Origin of the sequence: Buttiauxella cochleicola, assembly GCF_021282435.1 — a bacterium.
GTDB classification, from domain to species: Bacteria; Pseudomonadota; Gammaproteobacteria; order Enterobacterales; family Enterobacteriaceae; genus Buttiauxella; species Buttiauxella massiliensis.
The window spans coordinates 288,265-304,980 of sequence record NZ_JAJSOT010000004.1; the positions used below are offsets into that span (position 1 = coordinate 288,265).

12 protein-coding genes are annotated in these 16,716 nt (G+C 52.8%); 3 read left to right on the plus strand and 9 right to left on the minus strand.

Annotated elements, in window-relative coordinates; genetic code table 11:
* The first annotated feature begins 18 nt into the window (after nucleotides 1-18).
* The gene (gene djlA, locus LVQ77_RS12230) at nucleotides 19-828 is read left to right on the plus strand and encodes a co-chaperone DjlA (RefSeq protein WP_151993131.1); all 810 of its coding nucleotides are present in this window, start codon (nucleotides 19-21) and stop codon (nucleotides 826-828) included.
* Between the two features lie 32 nt (nucleotides 829-860).
* Here djlA and rluA read toward each other — a convergent pair whose 3' ends face one another.
* The 6 genes from rluA to araB form a co-directional block, all read right to left on the minus strand.
* Nucleotides 861-1,520 (minus strand): bifunctional tRNA pseudouridine(32) synthase/23S rRNA pseudouridine(746) synthase RluA, encoded by a 660-nt coding sequence (rluA, locus tag LVQ77_RS12235; protein ID WP_232864583.1) that lies wholly within the window; start codon nucleotides 1,518-1,520, stop codon nucleotides 861-863.
* Nucleotides 1,520-4,426 carry an RNA polymerase-associated protein RapA gene (rapA, locus tag LVQ77_RS12240; protein ID WP_232904546.1) on the minus strand — a complete coding sequence of 969 codons (2,907 nt, stop codon included), beginning with the start codon at nucleotides 4,424-4,426 and terminating at the stop codon, nucleotides 1,520-1,522. The genes rluA and rapA overlap by 1 nt, the downstream gene beginning before the upstream one ends.
* Before the next feature lie 267 nt (nucleotides 4,427-4,693).
* Nucleotides 4,694-7,054 (minus strand): DNA polymerase II, encoded by a 2,361-nt coding sequence (gene polB, locus LVQ77_RS12245; protein ID WP_232904547.1) that lies wholly within the window; start codon nucleotides 7,052-7,054, stop codon nucleotides 4,694-4,696.
* Between the two features lie 76 nt (nucleotides 7,055-7,130).
* Nucleotides 7,131-7,826 carry an L-ribulose-5-phosphate 4-epimerase gene (gene araD, locus LVQ77_RS12250; RefSeq protein ID WP_232904548.1) on the minus strand — a complete coding sequence of 232 codons (696 nt, stop codon included), beginning with the start codon at nucleotides 7,824-7,826 and terminating at the stop codon, nucleotides 7,131-7,133.
* A gap of 102 nt (nucleotides 7,827-7,928) precedes the next feature.
* On the minus strand, nucleotides 7,929-9,431 hold the full coding sequence (araA, locus tag LVQ77_RS12255) for an L-arabinose isomerase (RefSeq protein ID WP_232864579.1): 1,503 nt from the start codon (nucleotides 9,429-9,431) through the stop codon (nucleotides 7,929-7,931).
* A 10-nt stretch (nucleotides 9,432-9,441) separates the two neighbouring features.
* A complete protein-coding gene (gene araB, locus LVQ77_RS12260) occupies nucleotides 9,442-11,148 on the minus strand; it encodes a ribulokinase (RefSeq protein WP_232904549.1) in 1,707 nt (568 codons plus the stop codon).
* 339 nt (nucleotides 11,149-11,487) lie between these two features.
* On the opposite strand from araB, the gene araC reads away from it, so the two are divergent.
* Nucleotides 11,488-12,333: an arabinose operon transcriptional regulator AraC gene (araC, locus tag LVQ77_RS12265; RefSeq protein WP_151993138.1), complete on the plus strand. Its 846-nt coding sequence runs from the start codon at nucleotides 11,488-11,490 to the stop codon at nucleotides 12,331-12,333.
* A 211-nt stretch (nucleotides 12,334-12,544) separates the two neighbouring features.
* On the plus strand, nucleotides 12,545-13,318 hold the full coding sequence (locus LVQ77_RS12270) for a DedA family protein (protein WP_232904550.1): 774 nt from the start codon (nucleotides 12,545-12,547) through the stop codon (nucleotides 13,316-13,318).
* On the opposite strand, the gene thiQ is transcribed toward LVQ77_RS12270, so the two are convergent.
* The 3 genes from thiQ to thiB all read right to left on the minus strand — a co-directional run bounded on the left by thiQ (nucleotide 13,302) and on the right by thiB (nucleotide 16,681).
* Nucleotides 13,302-14,006, minus strand: coding sequence for a thiamine ABC transporter ATP-binding protein ThiQ (gene thiQ, locus LVQ77_RS12275; protein ID WP_232864576.1), 705 nt, complete (start codon nucleotides 14,004-14,006; stop codon nucleotides 13,302-13,304). The two genes, LVQ77_RS12270 and thiQ, sit on opposite strands and share 17 nt — an antisense overlap.
* A 78-nt stretch (nucleotides 14,007-14,084) precedes the next feature.
* The gene (gene thiP / locus LVQ77_RS12280; RefSeq protein ID WP_232904551.1) at nucleotides 14,085-15,722 is read right to left on the minus strand and encodes a thiamine/thiamine pyrophosphate ABC transporter permease ThiP; all 1,638 of its coding nucleotides are present in this window, start codon (nucleotides 15,720-15,722) and stop codon (nucleotides 14,085-14,087) included.
* The gene (gene thiB / locus LVQ77_RS12285) at nucleotides 15,698-16,681 is read right to left on the minus strand and encodes a thiamine ABC transporter substrate binding subunit (protein ID WP_232904552.1); all 984 of its coding nucleotides are present in this window, start codon (nucleotides 16,679-16,681) and stop codon (nucleotides 15,698-15,700) included. The genes thiP and thiB overlap by 25 nt, the downstream gene beginning before the upstream one ends.
* Nucleotides 16,682-16,716: the final 35 nt, after the last annotated feature.

Consider the following 16,716-nt stretch of genomic DNA (forward strand, 5'->3'; position numbering starts at 1 on the left):
TGACGATTTGGGGAGTATATGCAGTATTGGGGAAAAGTACTCGGTGTCGCAATAGCACTAATTATGGGTGGTGGCTTCTGGGGTGTGGTTTTAGGATTGCTGATTGGCCATGCCATCGATAAGGTGCGTAGCCGTCGTCAGTCCTGGTTTTCTAACCAACAACAGCGTCAGTCACTGTTTTTTAGCACCACATTTGAAGTGATGGGCCACCTGACTAAGTCAAAAGGGCGCGTCACAGAAGCAGACATCCAAATAGCCTCGCTATTAATGGATCGCATGCAATTACATGGTGATGCGCGTAGTGCAGCACAACATGCGTTTCGTGTTGGCAAAGAAAATGGCTACCCGCTACGTGAAAAAATGCGTCAGTTACGCAGCGTATGCTTTGGCCGCTTTGACCTGATTCGGATGTTTCTTGAAATTCAAATCCAGGCGGCGTTTGCTGATGGCTCTTTGCACCCTAACGAACGGGAAGTGTTGTACGTTATTGCAGAAGAGCTTGGCATTTCACGCATTCAGTTCGATCAGTTCTTACGTATGATGGAAGGCGGGCAGCAATTTGGTGGTGGATACAACCAGTCGCAAGGCGGTGGTTTCCAGCAACAGCGTGGTCCGACACTCGAAGATGCATGCAATGTACTCGGTGTTAAAAGCACTGATGATGCGACTGCCATTAAGCGTGCATATCGCAAATTAATGAGCGAGCATCACCCTGATAAGCTGGTTGCTAAAGGTTTACCACCAGAGATGATGGAGATGGCCAAGCAGAAAGCGCAGGAAATCCAGAAAGCGTACGATCTGATTAAGACGGCGAAAGGATTTAAGTAATTGAAAAGCCTCTCAGGTTGAGAGGCTTTTTTTTAGAAGTCTGCCGGCGCGCGGAACGTCATGGGTGTTCCATACTCGGGATGGGTAATGGTCAGCATTTCAGCATGAAGCTGTAAACGCGGAGCCATTGCCAGTGCTTCCGGTGTAGCGTAGAAGCGATCGCCAAGAATGGGATGACCCAATGCCAGCATATGAACGCGTAACTGATGTGAGCGTCCGGTAATCGGTTTTAACAGCACTCGAGCCGTGTTATCCGCTGCATAATCCAGAACCTGATATTCCGTCTGCGCCGCTTTTCCGGTTTCATAACACACTTTCTGCTTTGGCCGGTTCGGCCAGTCACAAATTAGCGGTAAATCCACCAGGCCTTCTTCCGGCTGTGGATGGCCCCAAACCCGCGCCACGTACTGCTTCTTCGGCTCACGTTCACGAAACTGGCGTTTCAGCTCGCGCTCTGCCGCTTTCGTCAGCGCCACGGCAATCACGCCGCTGGTCGCCATATCCAGACGATGCACCGATTCTGCCTGCGGGAAGTCACGCTGAATGCGCGTCATCACGCTGTCTTTATGCTCATCCAGACGGCCCGGTACCGACAACAAGCCCGAAGGCTTATTGACCACCATGATGTGGTCATCTTGATAAAGGATGACCAGCCAGGGATCGATGGGCGGGTTATAGGGTTCCATTAACATTATTGGTGTGTCACCACAATCAGACGTAAAGCATCAAGACGCCAGTTAGCTTGCGCGAGGCTTTCCAAAACTTGCTGACGGTTGCTTTCGATTGCTTCGAGTTCATCATCACGGATGTTTGGGTTCACCGCTTTTAGTGCTTCCAGACGGGAGAGCTCGGAACTCAGTTTCTCATCAGCTTCTTCACGAGCAGCTTTGATCAACACTTGCGCTGCAGCTTCCACTTTCTCTTCTGCCAATTGCAAAATAGCGTGAACATCTTGCTGAACTGCATTCACCAATTTGCTACCAGTGTGACGATTCACCGTGCTGAGCTGGCGGTTAAAGCTTTCAAACTCAACCTGAGCGGCAAGGTTGGTGCCATTTTTGTCCACCAACATACGCACTGGCGTTGGCGGCAGGAAGCGGTTGAGCTGCAATTGCTTCGGCGCTTTTGCCTCAACAACATAAATCAGCTCCAGCAATAATGTCCCCACAGGCAGCGCTTTGTTTTTCAACAAAGAGAGCGCACAGCTACCAGTATCGCCAGACAGAATCAGATCCAGACCATTACGGATGATCGGGTGTTCCCATGTCACAAACTGCGCATCTTCACGCGACAGGGCCACTTCACGCTCAAAGGTAATCGTGCAACCGTCTTCCGGAAGTCCCGGAAAATCAGGCACCAGCATGTGATCGCCAGGGGTCAGCACCACCATGTTGTCGCCGCGGTCATCCTGATTAATACCGACGATGTCGAACAAGTTGAGAGCAAAACTCACCAGATTGGTGTCGTTATCCTGCTCGGAAATAGACGCTGCTAACGCTTGTGATTTCTCACCGCCGTTAGAGTGAATTTCCAACAGGCGGTCACGGCCCTGTTCCAACTGAATCTTCAGCGCATCATGCTGTTCACGGCATTGCTTGATAAGCGCATCGAAACCGTCGGTATTTTCAGGAGCTGCTAAATACTGAATCAGTTGCGGATAAACGCTGTCGTAAATTGTGCGGCCGGTAGGGCAAGTGTGTTCGAATGCATCCAGACCTTCGTGGAACCACTTCACCAGTACTGATTGCGCAGTTTTCTCAAGGTAAGGAACGTGAACCTGGATATCGTGCGCCTGGCCGATACGGTCCAGACGGCCAATACGCTGCTCCAGCAGGTCCGGGTTAAACGGCAGATCGAACATCACCAACTGGCTTGCGAACTGGAAGTTACGGCCTTCGGAACCAATCTCGGAACACAGCAGTACTTGAGCGCCGGTGTCTTCTTCGGCAAACCATGCGGCTGCACGGTCACGCTCGATGATGGACATGCCTTCATGGAATACTGCGGCACGAATACCTTCGCGCTCACGCAGAACTTGTTCGAGCTGTAATGCTGTCGCGGCTTTGGCACAAATCACCAGCACCTTCTGAGAGCGGTGGCTTGTCAGGTAACCCATCAGCCATTCGACACGCGGGTCGAAGTTCCACCACGTGCCGCTATCACCTTCAAATTCCTGATAAATCTGCTCCGGGTAGAGCATGTCGCGTGCACGCTCTTCCACGGATTTACGTGCGGCCATTATGCCGGACACTTTAATCGCGGTTTGATACTGCAGCGGCAGTGGCAAACGAATGGTATGCAGTTCGCGTTTCGGGAAACCTTTAACGCCATTACGGGTGTTACGGAACAACACACGGCTGGTGCCATGGCGGTCCATCAGCATGGAAATCAGCTCCTGGCGCGCCGCATCACTACCTTCACGGTCACTGTTCGCGGTTTGCAGCAGAGGCTCGATGCCCTGCTCGCCAATCAATTCACTCAGCATATTGAGCTGGTCGTTGGTCAAGTGATTGCCTGCCAGCAGCAGAGCAACGGCATCAGCCACAGGGCGGTAATGCTGCTGCTCTTCAACAAATTGCTCGAAATCGTGGAAGCGGCTCGGGTCCAGTAAACGCAGACGGGCGAAGTGGCTTTCCAGGCCCAACTGCTCAGGCGTTGCGGTTAATAGCAAAATACCTGGAATATGTTCTGCCAGTTGTTCAATGGCCTGATATTCACGGCTTGGGGCATTTTCGCTCCACACCAAATGGTGGGCTTCATCGACCACCATCAAATCCCACTCGGCATCACAAAGATGCTCAAGGCGTTGCTTACTGCGGCGCACGAAATCAAGCGAACAGATAACCAGTTGTTCTGTTTCGAATGGGTTATCGCTGTCGTGCTGGGCTTCGGCATAACGCTCATCATCAAAGAGAGCAAAACGCAGATTAAAGCGGCGGAGCATTTCAACCAGCCACTGGTGTTGCAGGGTTTCCGGCACCACGATCAATACGCGTTCAGCGCTGCCAGCCAGCAACTGCTGGTGCAAAATCATCCCGGCTTCAATCGTTTTCCCTAAACCGACTTCGTCAGCCAGCAATACGCGTGGCGCATGACGACGACCTACATCGTGGGCAATGTTTAGCTGGTGTGGGATCAGGCTGGTGCGCATGCCGCGCAAGCCGCTCCAGGGTTGGCGATACTGCTCGCTTTGATAAACGCGGGAACGGTAACGCAGGGCGAAGCGGTCCATTCTGTCAATTTGCCCGGCAAAAAGACGGTCTTGCGGCTTGCTGAACACCAGTTTGCTGTCGAGGAACACTTCGCGCAGCATGGTACCGGCTTCTTCTGTATCCAGGCGCGTACCGATGTAGGCAAGTAAGCCGTTTTCTTCTTTAACTTCATCAACTTTGAGTTGCCAACCTTCATGGCTGGTGACGGTATCACCCGGGTTAAACATCACGCGTGTGATAGGTGAGTCATTTCTGGCGTACAGTCGATTTTCACCGGTGGCAGGGTAGAGCAGGGTTACCATTCGTGTGTCTAAAGCGACCACGGTTCCCAGTCCCAGTTCGCTTTCGGTATCGCTGATCCAACGTTGACCAAGTGTAAAAGGCATAAGATTTCGGCTCTATTATCAGTTACTAAGATTTGCAGGCAATAGTAAAACGACCGCGCGCAAAGGGGGCGGTAGTTCAAAAGTAGATTTAAGGATGATTCAGGAGGGCGCTATGGTACTGGAAGCAAACGCATTCGTCACCAACTCGTCATACTTCAAATTGCAACTGCGTTGACTGCACTCACTCACCCCAGTCACTTACTCTAGTAAGCTCCAGGGGATTCGTTCCCTTGCCGCCTGGTTGCACTTTGAATTATTTAAAGTTTCTCAAAATAACCCTAACTGCCCTGTCATCAGTGTAGCAAAGTCATCCTCGAGGAAAGGTAAAATTCCTTCAGCGACGGGCTGAAGCTGGCGGGTCAGGTAATGATCATAGTCCAGGGGGGATTCCTGGTAATCCACGGGTTCAGGGCCGTTGGTTGTAATCACATACTTAATGGTCCCGCGGTTCTGATATTGAGGCGCACGCCCAAGTCGTTGATTATGCTCATCAGCGAGCCGAGCGGCACGGACATGTGGCGGCACATTTTTTTGATATTCGCTTAACGGCCGGCGCAGACGTTTACGGTAAATTAACTGCTCATCAAGCTCACTGGCCATCAAACTGGCGATAGTTTCACGGATATAATCCTGATATGGCTCGTTGCGGAACACGCGCAAATAAAGTGTTTTCTGGAACTCCTGCGCCAGCGGCGTCCAGTCAGTACGCACGGTTTCCAGTCCTTTGAACACCATGCGCTGCTTGTCATGTTCCTGAATCATTCCTGCGTAGCGTTTTTTGGAACCTTCAACCGTGCCACGAATGGTTGGCATCAGGAAGCGGCAAAAGTGGGACTCGTATTCCAGTTCAAGCTTACTGTCAAGCTGCTGGGTTTTTTGCAGATGCGCTTTCCACCACGCATTAACGTGATTCACTAATTGCTGGCCGATACGCGCCGCATCTTCTTCTGAGTGGGCTTTTTTCAGCCAGACAAACGTGGAATCCGTATCGCCGTAAATCACGTCGTAGCCCTGAGATTCAATCAGCTCCCTGGTTTGTAGCATGATCTGATGCCCACGCATGGTGATCGACGAGGCAAGGCGAGGATCAAAGAAGCGGCAGGCACTGGTGCCCAACACCCCGTAAAACGCATTCATAATGATCTTCAGCGCCTGGGACAATGGCTTGTTGCCATGACGTTTGGCTTCATCGCGACCAGACCAGATTTGCCCGACGATTTCGGGCAGGCAATGCGTATTCCTGGAAAAATGCGCGCCAAGAAAACCATCAACGGAATGCTCAGCTTCCGGGTGCGCCATCCCCTCAACCAGGCCAACCGGGTCGATAAGAAATGTGCGAATAATCGACGGATAAAGACTTTTGTAATCGAGTACTAACACTGAGTCATAAAGGCCTGGGCGCGAGTCCATGACATACCCGCCAGGGCTCGCCTGCGGAGGCACATCTCCAAGATTTGGAGCAACATAACCGGCACGGTGCATGCGTGGAATATACAGATGACCAAATGCTGCAACAGAGCCGCCGTGGCGGTCAAGCGGCAAACCGTTGACCGTTGCCCGCTCTAGTAAAAATGGCATTAGTTCGGTTTTGTGGAAAATCCGCGTTACAAGCTCGCAGTCTTTAAGATTGTACTTCGCAAGTGCCGGCTTATCTTCGGCAAAACGACGGTCAATTTCGTCCATCCGCTGCCACGGGTTATCAATCGCTTTACCTTCGCCGAGTAGTTCCTGAGAAACAGTTTCGAGAGAAAATGAGGAGAAATTCCAGAAGGCAGATCGCAGTGCTTCGATACCATCGATAATCACGCGCCCTGCGGCCTGTGCGAAAAACACACCTTGCTTGAAACCATGCTCGCGCCATTCCAGCAGACTGTTTTCACGCCCAAGGCGCAGTGGCACCTGATAGCGCTCGGCCATTTTTTGCAGCACGCGCAAATCGAACTGCACTACATTCCAGCCAATCAACACATCGGGGTCGTGTTTGGCAAACCACTGGTTAAGTTTTTCGATAAGTAAAGGACGGCTGGCTACATATTCCAGCGTAAAATCCAGCCCGCTGGCGTCGCCATTTTCCGGGCCAAGCATATAAACGATACGCTGCCCGCAACCTTCCAGGCCGATGCAATACAGTTCGCCGTGGCGAGTGGTTTCGATATCCAGCGACACCCATTTCAGCGGTGGGCGGTAATCCGGCGCGGGTTTTAGCTTTGTTTCAACCACCAGGTTGTTGCGCTGCTCACCGCTAAACCACACCGGGGCGGTAATAAAGCGCTCCATCAAAAAGCGCTCTGGTGGGCGAATATCGGCTTCGTAAACTCTGATGCCGCCATCGCGCAACAGTTTTTCGATACGCATAAGCTGGCGATGCTGGCGGCAATAAAGGCCGCAAACGGGCTGACGATGGAAATCTTTGAGGGGCAACGGTGTGAGCCGATACTGGCTTTCGCGCTCAAGTAAACGTGCGGCTTCTGCTTGTTGTGACTGTGGGATAAATGCGACCGATTCCTGGCGCGGCAGGCGCACTTTTACCGGGCCATCATCTGTTGCCAGCCAAAATTCAACTTCAGTACCGAGCGGGGTATCTCGCCAGTGACGCGTAAGTAGAAACCCCTGACGAGCTTGCGACACGCTGCATTCTCATAAAGGAAAAAGTGGTCTGATTATAGACCACTTTGTCAGGGGTTACTGCTTTTATATACAGTGTTCACTGCCCGTAATAGGCTTTTGCACCATGTTTACGCAGGTAGTGTTTATCGAGTAATGTTTGCTGCATATCCGGTAATTCTGGCGTGAGCTGGCGGCAGAAGATGCCCATATAGGCCACTTCTTCCAACACAATAGCGTTATGTACCGCATCGACCGGATCTTTTCCCCAGGCAAACGGGCCATGTGAATGCACCAGCACGCCGGGCATCTGTGCTGCGTCGATTCCACGCTCAGCAAAAGTTTTTACAATCACTTCGCCGGTTTGCCATTCGTAATCGCCATTGATCTCTTCATCGGTCATTTTGCGGGTGCAAGGAATGGTGCCGTAGAAGTAATCCGCGTGGGTGGTGCCCGTTGCGGGAATGGATTTCCCGGCCTGCGCCCAAATGGTCGCGTGGCGCGAGTGGGTATGGACGATACCGCCGATGTGCGGAAATTGCAGGTACAGCAGGCGGTGGGTTGGTGTGTCGGACGAAGGTTTCTTATTGCCTTCAACCACTTCGCCGGTTTCGAGGCTCACGACGACCATATCTTCTGCCGTCATCACGCTGTAATCGACACCGGACGGTTTGATGATCAGCACACCGCGCTCGCGATCCACCGCGCTGACGTTCCCCCAGGTTAGGGTGACCAGATTATGTTTCGGCAGCGCGAGATTCGCTTCGAGTACCTGACGTTTGAGATCTTCTAACATATTAAGTCCCGGTCAAATTAGTGTCGAATGGCGCGTGCGCTTATCCGACCTACTTGAAGTTGTAGGGTGGATAAGCGCACGCGCCATCCACCGTTCTCCTGACTAACGTTTGTAGCTGTAATAAACCTCGTTCCAGCGCAGCGAATCTTTAAACGCAGGCAGGCGGGTGTCGTTATCAATAACCGCCAGTTCGATACCATGTAGCTCGCTGAACAGGCGCATATCGTCAAGCGTCAGAGACTGGCTGAACACGGTGTGGTGCGCACCACCTGCCAGGATCCATGCTTCAGAAGCGGTTGGCAGATCCGGCTGCGCTTTCCACAGTGCATTCGCCACAGGAAGTTTCGGCAACTGGTGCGGTGCTTCAACGGTATCAACGCAGTTCACCAGCAGACGGAAACGATCGCCCAGATCAATAAGGCTCGCGTTAAGTGCCGGACCAGTTTGGGTGGAGAAGATCAAGCGTGCAGGATCGTCCTTGCCACCGATCCCCAGGTGTTGAACATCGAGGATTGGTTTTTCAGCAAGAGCAATGGATGGGCAAACTTCCAGCATATGGGAACCGAGCACCATATCGTTGCCGTTTTCAAAGTGATAGGTGTAGTCCTCCATGAAAGAGGTGCCGCCCTGCAGACCGGTTGACATCACCTTCATGATGCGAAGCAGAGCGGCGGTTTTCCAGTCGCCTTCGCCCGCAAAGCCGTAGCCTTGTTGCATCAGGCGTTGCACTGCCAGGCCAGGAAGTTGCTTCAGGCCGTGCAGGTCTTCAAATGTGGTGGTAAAGGCATTAAATCCGCCTTGCTCAAGGAACTGTTTCATTCCCAGTTCGATGCGCGCGGCATCCAGTACGTTTTGGCGTTTATCGCCGTTGATTTGCGCGGCGGCTGTCAGGCGATAGCTGCTTTCGTATTCATCGACCAGCGCATTGACGTCGCCGTCGCTAACAGCATTCACGACCTGAACCAGGTCGCCAACGGCGTATGTATTGACTGAGAAACCGAACTTCATCTGCGCGGCAACTTTGTCGCCATCGGTCACGGCAACTTCACGCATGTTGTCGCCAAAACGCACCACTTTTAGCTGACGAGTATCTTGTTTTGACACGGCCTGGCGCATCCAGGAACCTATGCGTTGATGGGCTTGCGGATCTTGCCAGTGGCCGGTCACCACTGTGTGCTGCTGGCGCATACGTGCGCCGATGAAACCGAACTCGCGGCCGCCATGCGCGGTCTGGTTCAGGTTCATAAAGTCCATATCAATGCTGCCCCATGGGATTTGCGCATTGAACTGGGTATGGAATTGCAGCAGCGGCTTGGTCAGGATGCTCAGGCCGTTGATCCACATTTTTGCCGGCGAGAAGGTGTGCAACCACACCACCATTCCGGCACATTTATCGCTGTAGCTGGCATCGCGGCAGATAGCGGTAATTTCATCCGGCGACGTGCCCAATGGTTTTAACACCAGTTTGCACGGCAGTTTGGCTTCTTTGTTGAGCGCATTCACAACCTGCTCGGCGTGTTGATTCACCTGACGCAACGTTTCCGCACCGTAGAGATGCTGGCTGCCAATTACAAACCACACTTCATATTGTTCAAAAATGTTCATCGTCATGTCCTTAATGGGTCACAGTGGCCTGAGCTACACGAGTAACCGCAGCTGGGGCAGAAGGGAGATAGTGTTGTTCCGCGCTAATCGCCCATTGCTGGTAACGGCGATAGAGCTGTTCAAAGCGCTCGGCGCGTTGAGAATCGGGTTGCAGTGTGCTTTCAATCTGGCTGGCCATGGCGAGTTGGGCGCAGGAAATATCTGCGTGAATACCCGCGGCAACAGCGGCAAAAATGGCCGCGCCTAATGCACAGCACTGGTCAGAAGCGACAATCTGTAGCGGGCGATTCAGTACATCAGCGCAGACCTGCATGATGACCGGGGATTTGCGTGCAATACCGCCAAGTGCCATCACGTTAGTGACGGGAATTCCTTGCTCGGTGAAGCATTCCATAATGGCACGGGCACCAAAGGCGGTTGCGGCAATCAGCCCACCGAACAGCGCGGGTGCATCGGTTGCCAGGTTTAAATCGGTGATTACACCTTTCAGGCGCTGGTTGGCATTCGGGGTGCGACGGCCGTTAAACCAGTCGAGCACTACCGGCAGATGTTCAAGGGAAGGATTCTTCGCCCAGGCTTCAGTAAGCGCTGGCAGCAACTGCTTCTTGCTGGCGTTGATTTGTTCACGCAGTTCCGGATGCGCAAGCGCCAGTTGTTCCAGCGGCCAGCCCAGGACACGGCCAAACCAGGCGTAGATATCGCCGAATGCCGATTGCCCGGCTTCGAGGCCGATAAAATCAGGGATCACGCTACCATCAACTTGCCCACAAATACCTTTTACTGCGCGGTCGCCAACGGTGGGTTTGTCAGCAATCAAAATGTCGCAAGTAGAAGTGCCGATAACTTTCACCAGCGTGTTCGGCTGCGCACCAGCCCCAACGGCACCCATATGGCAGTCAAACGCGCCACCGGAAACTACCACGCTTTGTGGCAAACCAAGGCGCTCAGACCATTCGGCGGAAAGGTTGCCCACCGGAATATCCGCAGTCCAGGTTTCGGTAAACATCGGGTAAGCCAGATTCTGGTTAATCACCGGATCTAACTCATCAAAGAAACTCGCCGGAGGCAGACCGCCCCAGCTTTCATGCCACAAGGATTTATGCCCGGCGCTACAGCGTCCACGGCGAATATCCTGTGGTTGAGTTGTGCCGGAAAGCAGCGCCGGGACCCAGTCACACAATTCAATCCACGACACAGCAGCTTGCGCTACTTTTTGGTCGGCACGGGTAACGTGCAGGATTTTCGCCCAGAACCATTCGCTGGAGTAAATGCCGCCGATATAATGGGAATAGTCATTTTTCCCAGGCTGGTGGCACAAGCGGGTAATAGCTTCGGCTTCTTCTACCGCGGTGTGATCTTTCCACAACACGAACATGGCGTTCGGGTTGTCGGCAAATTCTGGGGTGAGTGCCAGCACATTCCCGTTAGCGTCAATTGGCGCGGGTGTTGAGCCGGTGCTGTCAACGCCAATACCACGAACCCGGGCGCGCTGTTCAGCCGTCAGTTCGGCGAGAACGGTTTTTACTGCCCGTTCCATGGACTCAATATAGTCTCGTGGGTGATGGCGAAACTGGTTATTTGGGGCGTCGCAGTATTGGCCTTCTTGCCAGCGCGGATACCATTCCACACTGGTCGCAAGCTCTGCACCGTTTTCACAATCAACGGCTAAAGCGCGAACAGAATCGCTACCAAAATCGAGGCCCAGCGCAATCGACATTTTTAAACTCCCTGACCTGTTATCTATGGAAATGACATTAGTTTTTATGCAGAAAAACAGTCAGGTCGTATTCGCTGTAGTTATGGAGAAATGTGCTGTGCCGTTGAGAAGTGTGACGCCCCGCAAATAATCGATGTGGATATTTCTGCTACTTTTATAAACACATTGGTTATCTTCTTAAAACCCCCAGGTTGTCAGATAAAAAGCATAGGTGCAGGTAAATTGCGGCTTTATGATGAGAATCTGACGGTTTACGGTTCAGACAGTGTTGCCCTGGCAAGGAATAGCACGGATATGGACAAATTGTTTCTACACCCTTCTTGAATAGCGAGCTTGTAGATGGCTGAAATGCAAAATGACCCACTGTTGCCGGGGTACTCTTTTAATGCCCATTTAGTCGCGGGATTAACGCCGATTGAAGCCGAAGGGCCGCTGGATTTTTTCATCGACCGCCCGTTAGGAATGAAAGGTTACATCCTGAATTTAACGGTGAAGGGTGAAGGAGTTATCAATAATCAGGGTAAAAACTACGTTTGCCGCCCTGGCGATATTCTGTTGTTCCCCCCGGGTGAGGTGCATCACTATGGCCGCGCTCCGGATAGCAAAGAGTGGTATCACCAGTGGGTTTACTTCCGCCCGCGTGCGTATTGGCAGGAGTGGCTAAACTGGGACCCTATCTTTGCGCATACCGGTTTCTTCCGTCCTGATGACGCCCATCAGCAGAATTTTTCACAGTTGTTTGGCCAGATAATTGAATCCGGGCAGGCAGAAGGGCGCTACGCCGAATTACTGGCGATTAACCTATTAGAGCAGCTGTTGTTGCGGCGTATGGAAGTGCTGAGCGCATCCCTCAATCCACCGCTTGATAACCGCGTTCGCGATGCCTGCCAGTACATCAGCGACCATCTGGCCGATAACCATTTTGATATTGCAGGGGTGGCGCAGCATGTCTGTTTATCGCCTTCTCGCCTGTCGCACCTGTTCCGCCAGCAGCTTGGCGTCAGCGTTTTAAGCTGGCGTGAAGACCAACGCATCCTGCAGGCAAAACTGTTGTTGAGCACGACCCGCATGCCGATTGCCAGCGTCGGGCGCAATGTCGGTTTTGAAGACCAGCTCTATTTTTCTCGCGTCTTTAAGAAATGTACCGGTGCCAGCCCGAGTGAATTCCGTGCTGGCTGTGAGTAGCTTTACCCTTCGTACTTCACGCTGTCTCTTTGTTGGCTGCGTTTACTCACCCGAATCACTTACTTGAGTAAGCTCATCGGGACTCGTTCTCTTGCCGCCGCGATACAGCCCGAATTACTTTGGGTAACTATAATTGGATGACACAAATCATGGCTTGACGGTTATCCCATCTCTCAGGAGAATCGCCCACTCGTTTCTCGACGGATGCTTTATGGAAGCTTTGCTGGAACACTTTATTACTCAGTCAGTGGCGTATTCACTTTTCGCGGTGATGCTGGTGGCCTTTCTGGAATCACTTGCGCTGGTCGGGCTAATCCTTCCTGGTACAGTCATGATGGCAGGGCTTGGCGCGCTGATTGGTGGCGGTCAGGTGGGCTTTTATCACTCCTGGGCTGCCGGAATTGTCGGTTGCCTGTTGGGCGACTGGATTTCGTTCTGGCTGGGCGGCCGTTTCAAAGGGCCGCTGCATCGCTGGTCGTTTATGAAAAAGAACAAAGCGCTGCTGGATAAAACCGAGCATGCGCTGCATCAGCACAGCATGTTTACCATCCTGGTCGGCCGTTTTGTTGGCCCGACACGCCCGCTGGTGCCGATGGTCGCAGGCATGCTAGACCTCCCGGTTTCTAAATTTATCGTCCCGAACATTATTGGCTGCATTTTCTGGCCACCCATCTACTTCTTGCCGGGGATTCTGGCGGGTGCCGCGATTGATATTCCTGCGGATATGCAAAGTAGCAGCTTTAAATGGCTCTTGCTGCTAGTAGCACTGGGGCTGTGGCTGGCGGGATGGTTGTGTTGGCGCTGGTGGCGCAGTGGTAAAGCAAGTACTGACCGTTTAACTCAGTACTTGCCGCGATCTCGTTTGCATTGGTTAGCACCAACAATGACGGTGCTGGCCTTGGGGAGCTTTGTTGCAATCCAGATGCACCCGATGATGCCGATTTACCGCAGCATTCTTTGGAAAGTGCTCACCGGGCAACACTAATTCCTAACAGCGCTGATGCGCTAGCTTCTCCGCTTAGTAAGGTTGCCGTGTCGCCATCCCAGGCGATACGGCCATCGACCACCACAAGACTTCTTTCAGCGATTCGCGCTGCATCTTCAATACTGTGTGACACCATCAATAGCGTCAGTTGTTGCTGGCGGCATAGATTATCAAGCAGTTGCAGCATCTCCTGGCGTAGTGCCGGGTCGAGTGCTGAAAATGGCTCATCGAGCAGCAAAATCGGTTGTTCACGGACCAGACAGCGGGCGAGGGCGACACGCTGGCGCTGACCGCCAGAAAGCTGCGCTGGCAGCCTGTCGAGTAAATCGCTTATCGCCATTTGGCTGGCGATTGTTGCCAGACGTTCGAGCTGTGCGGCATTAAGCTTCAGGCCAGGATTTAACCCCAGCCCAATGTTCTGGCGCACAGTCAGGTGGTTAAAAAGATTGTTCTCCTGGAACAGCATCGACACAGGGCGCTGTGCGGGTGCCGTCGCCGTATGGTCATTGCCATTAAGCATAATTTTCCCGCTGGCAGGTGCGAGAAAACCGGCAATTAAACTCAGCAGCGTACTTTTCCCCGCCCCGCTAGGCCCCAACACCGCAACGCGCTCTCCGGCGTTAATTTGCATCGAAAAGCGCATCGGTAAATGGTGATAGAGCCAGGTTATATCAGTTAGCTTTAGCATTCCCTTCATCCTTCAAGTTGCAGGTGTGTTGGCTGCTTTCTTTCATCCAGGTCACATAGTTTTCTATGTTCCCAGGCTTCATTCACTTGCCGCCTTCCTGCAACCTGAATCATTTTGGGAATCGCGTCCCGGAAGTTTTTCAATCAATGTGAATAAAGCAAAGCACAGTATCAGCAGGATAAGCGCAGTAACCGCACCATCCTGGCTGCGATATGAACCAATTTGCTGATAAAGATAAAACGGCAGCGTGCGGAAATCTTCATTGCCGAACAGCGCCACTACGCCAAAATCACCAATCGACAGCACGCAGGCAAATGCCAGCGCTTGCGCCAGTGGGCGCTTCAGGGCGCGCAACTCGATATAACGCAGGCGGTTTAAACCGCTGATATTCAGCGACTGGCACAGCTTGTTGTAGCGTTCCGCCACATCCAGCATCGGGTTTTCCAGCACTTTCAGGGCGTAGGGAACCGCCATTAATGCATTGGTGAAAATCACAATGCCATCGGCGGATTGCGGCAAACCTACCGTGTTATTGAGCAGCAGGAAAAAGCCCGTCGCCAGCACGATACCCGGCATCGCGAGGATTAGCATGCCGCTCAACTCCAGCGCTTGCCCGGCAAGTGCGCGGTTGCGCAGGCGTAATTCTCGCGAACTCCATAGCAGCATTACCGTGATGATTACGCTTATCAATCCCGCGCCGACTGCAATTCTTAACGAGGTGAATAATGCCTGCCAGAGAATCGGCTGGGAAAGCACGCTGTTAAAACCACTATTGATGCCATCAATGATGACCGCCAGCAGCGGAGGCAACAGCAGCAACAGTGCGAGTGAAATTAACAATCCGTCGCACAGTTTCCGGTGCAGGTTATCTTGCGGGTCACGCCAGCCCTGCATTTGGCTGATACCCACAGGAATGGCTTTACTGAGTCGTTGGCTCATCAGCACCAGGCCAAGACAGCAAACCATTTGTACTATTGCGAGCAGTGCCGCACGAGCAGGGTCGTAGTCATAACTGAGTGCCTGGAAGATGGCCAGTTCAATGGTGGTTGCTTGCGGCCCGCCGCCGAGCGAAAGCACGGTGGCAAAACTGGCGAAGCAGAGCATAAAAATTAACGCGGCGGCAGGAAGAATCTGACGGCGTAGCCACGGCCATTCGACAAAACGGAAGAAGTTCCAACCCTGCATGCCAAGCTGTGCGGCGACCTGTCTTTGTTCGCTGGGGATATTTTCCAGCGCCTGAAGCAGCAGGCGTGTCGCCATTGGCAGGTTGAAAAAGACGTGGGCCAGCAAAATGCCTTTCAGGCCATAGGGTGAGAACCCCCATTCGATGCCAAGCCAGGCGCACAGTGAGGCCAGCCAGCCTTCACGGCCATACACCGTCAGAATACCGAACACTGCCACCAACACTGGCAAAACCAGAGTCATGGCGCACAGACGTAACAGTGCTAATCGCCCAGGGAAACGGCGTCGGTAAAGCGCCCGGGCAAGAAAAATGGCCGGGAACACCGAAAGGGTGGCTGAAAGAAATGCCTGCCAGAAGGAAAAGCGAAGTACGTGCCACAAATAGCTATCCTGCACCAACGCGCGGATATCGGTTTGCGGCGCGTTAAACCACAGCGCCAGAAAAGCCGCCAGGGCTACGGCTACCACGAGAGTGGCGGCGCATAGCCCTGGAATCAGCCAACCGGGAATTAGCGGCTGACGGAGCGTTGCCATTCACTGATCCAGCTGGCGCGATGGGAAGAGACGTCTTGCGGGCTAAATTCCAGCGTGGTCTGCGGTTTTACCAGACCATTAAAGCCTTCTGGCAATTTCACGTCTGTGACCGGGTACATCCAGTTGCCGGTTGGAATGGTGTTCTGGAACTCAGGCGTGGTAATGAACTTCATGAATTTCGCTGCCAACTCTGGCTGCTTGCTTGAAGCCAGGCGACCCGCAACTTCCACCTGCAAGTAATGCCCTTCGCTGAAATTGGCTGCCGCGTAGTTATCTTTTTTCTCTTCGATGATGTGATATGCCGGAGAGGTGGTGTAGCTCATCACCAGGTCGCCTTCGCCTTTAAGGAACAGACCGTAGGCTTCAGACCAGCCCTTGGTGACGGTAACGGTTTTTTTGGCCAGTTTCGCCCAGGCTTCAGGCGTTTTGTCGCCGTAGACTTTTTGCATCCACAGCAGCAAGCCTAACCCCGGCGTGCTGGTGCGCGGGTCCTGATAAATCACTTTCCATTTTTGGTCGCTTTCGACCAGCTCTTTCAGGCTTTTCGGTGGGTTTTTGAGTTTGTTTTTGTCGTACACAAAGGCGAAATAACCGTAGTCGAATGGCACGAACGTGTCGTTCTTCCAGCCGCCTGGGATTTTTAGTGAGCTGGTTTCGACGTTGCTCGGGGCAAATAATTTAGTTTGCGCCGCCGCTTCAAGAAGGTTGTTATCCAGCCCCAGAACCACGTCGGCTTTGCTGTTTTTACCTTCCATGCGCAGGCGGTTAAGCAAAGAAACGCCATCTTCGAGTGCGACGAATTTCAGCTCGCAATTGCAGTCTACTTCAAAGGCTTTTTTCACCGCAGGGCCTGGGCCCCAGTCGGCAGCGAAAGAGTCGTAGGTGTAAACAGTCAGCAGGGGTTTGGCGAAAACAGGGGCGGCGACGAGCGCCAGTAACGGCAGGAATTTTTTGAACACTTTGCACCTCTTTAAATTAGGGGTGGCAAAGGACT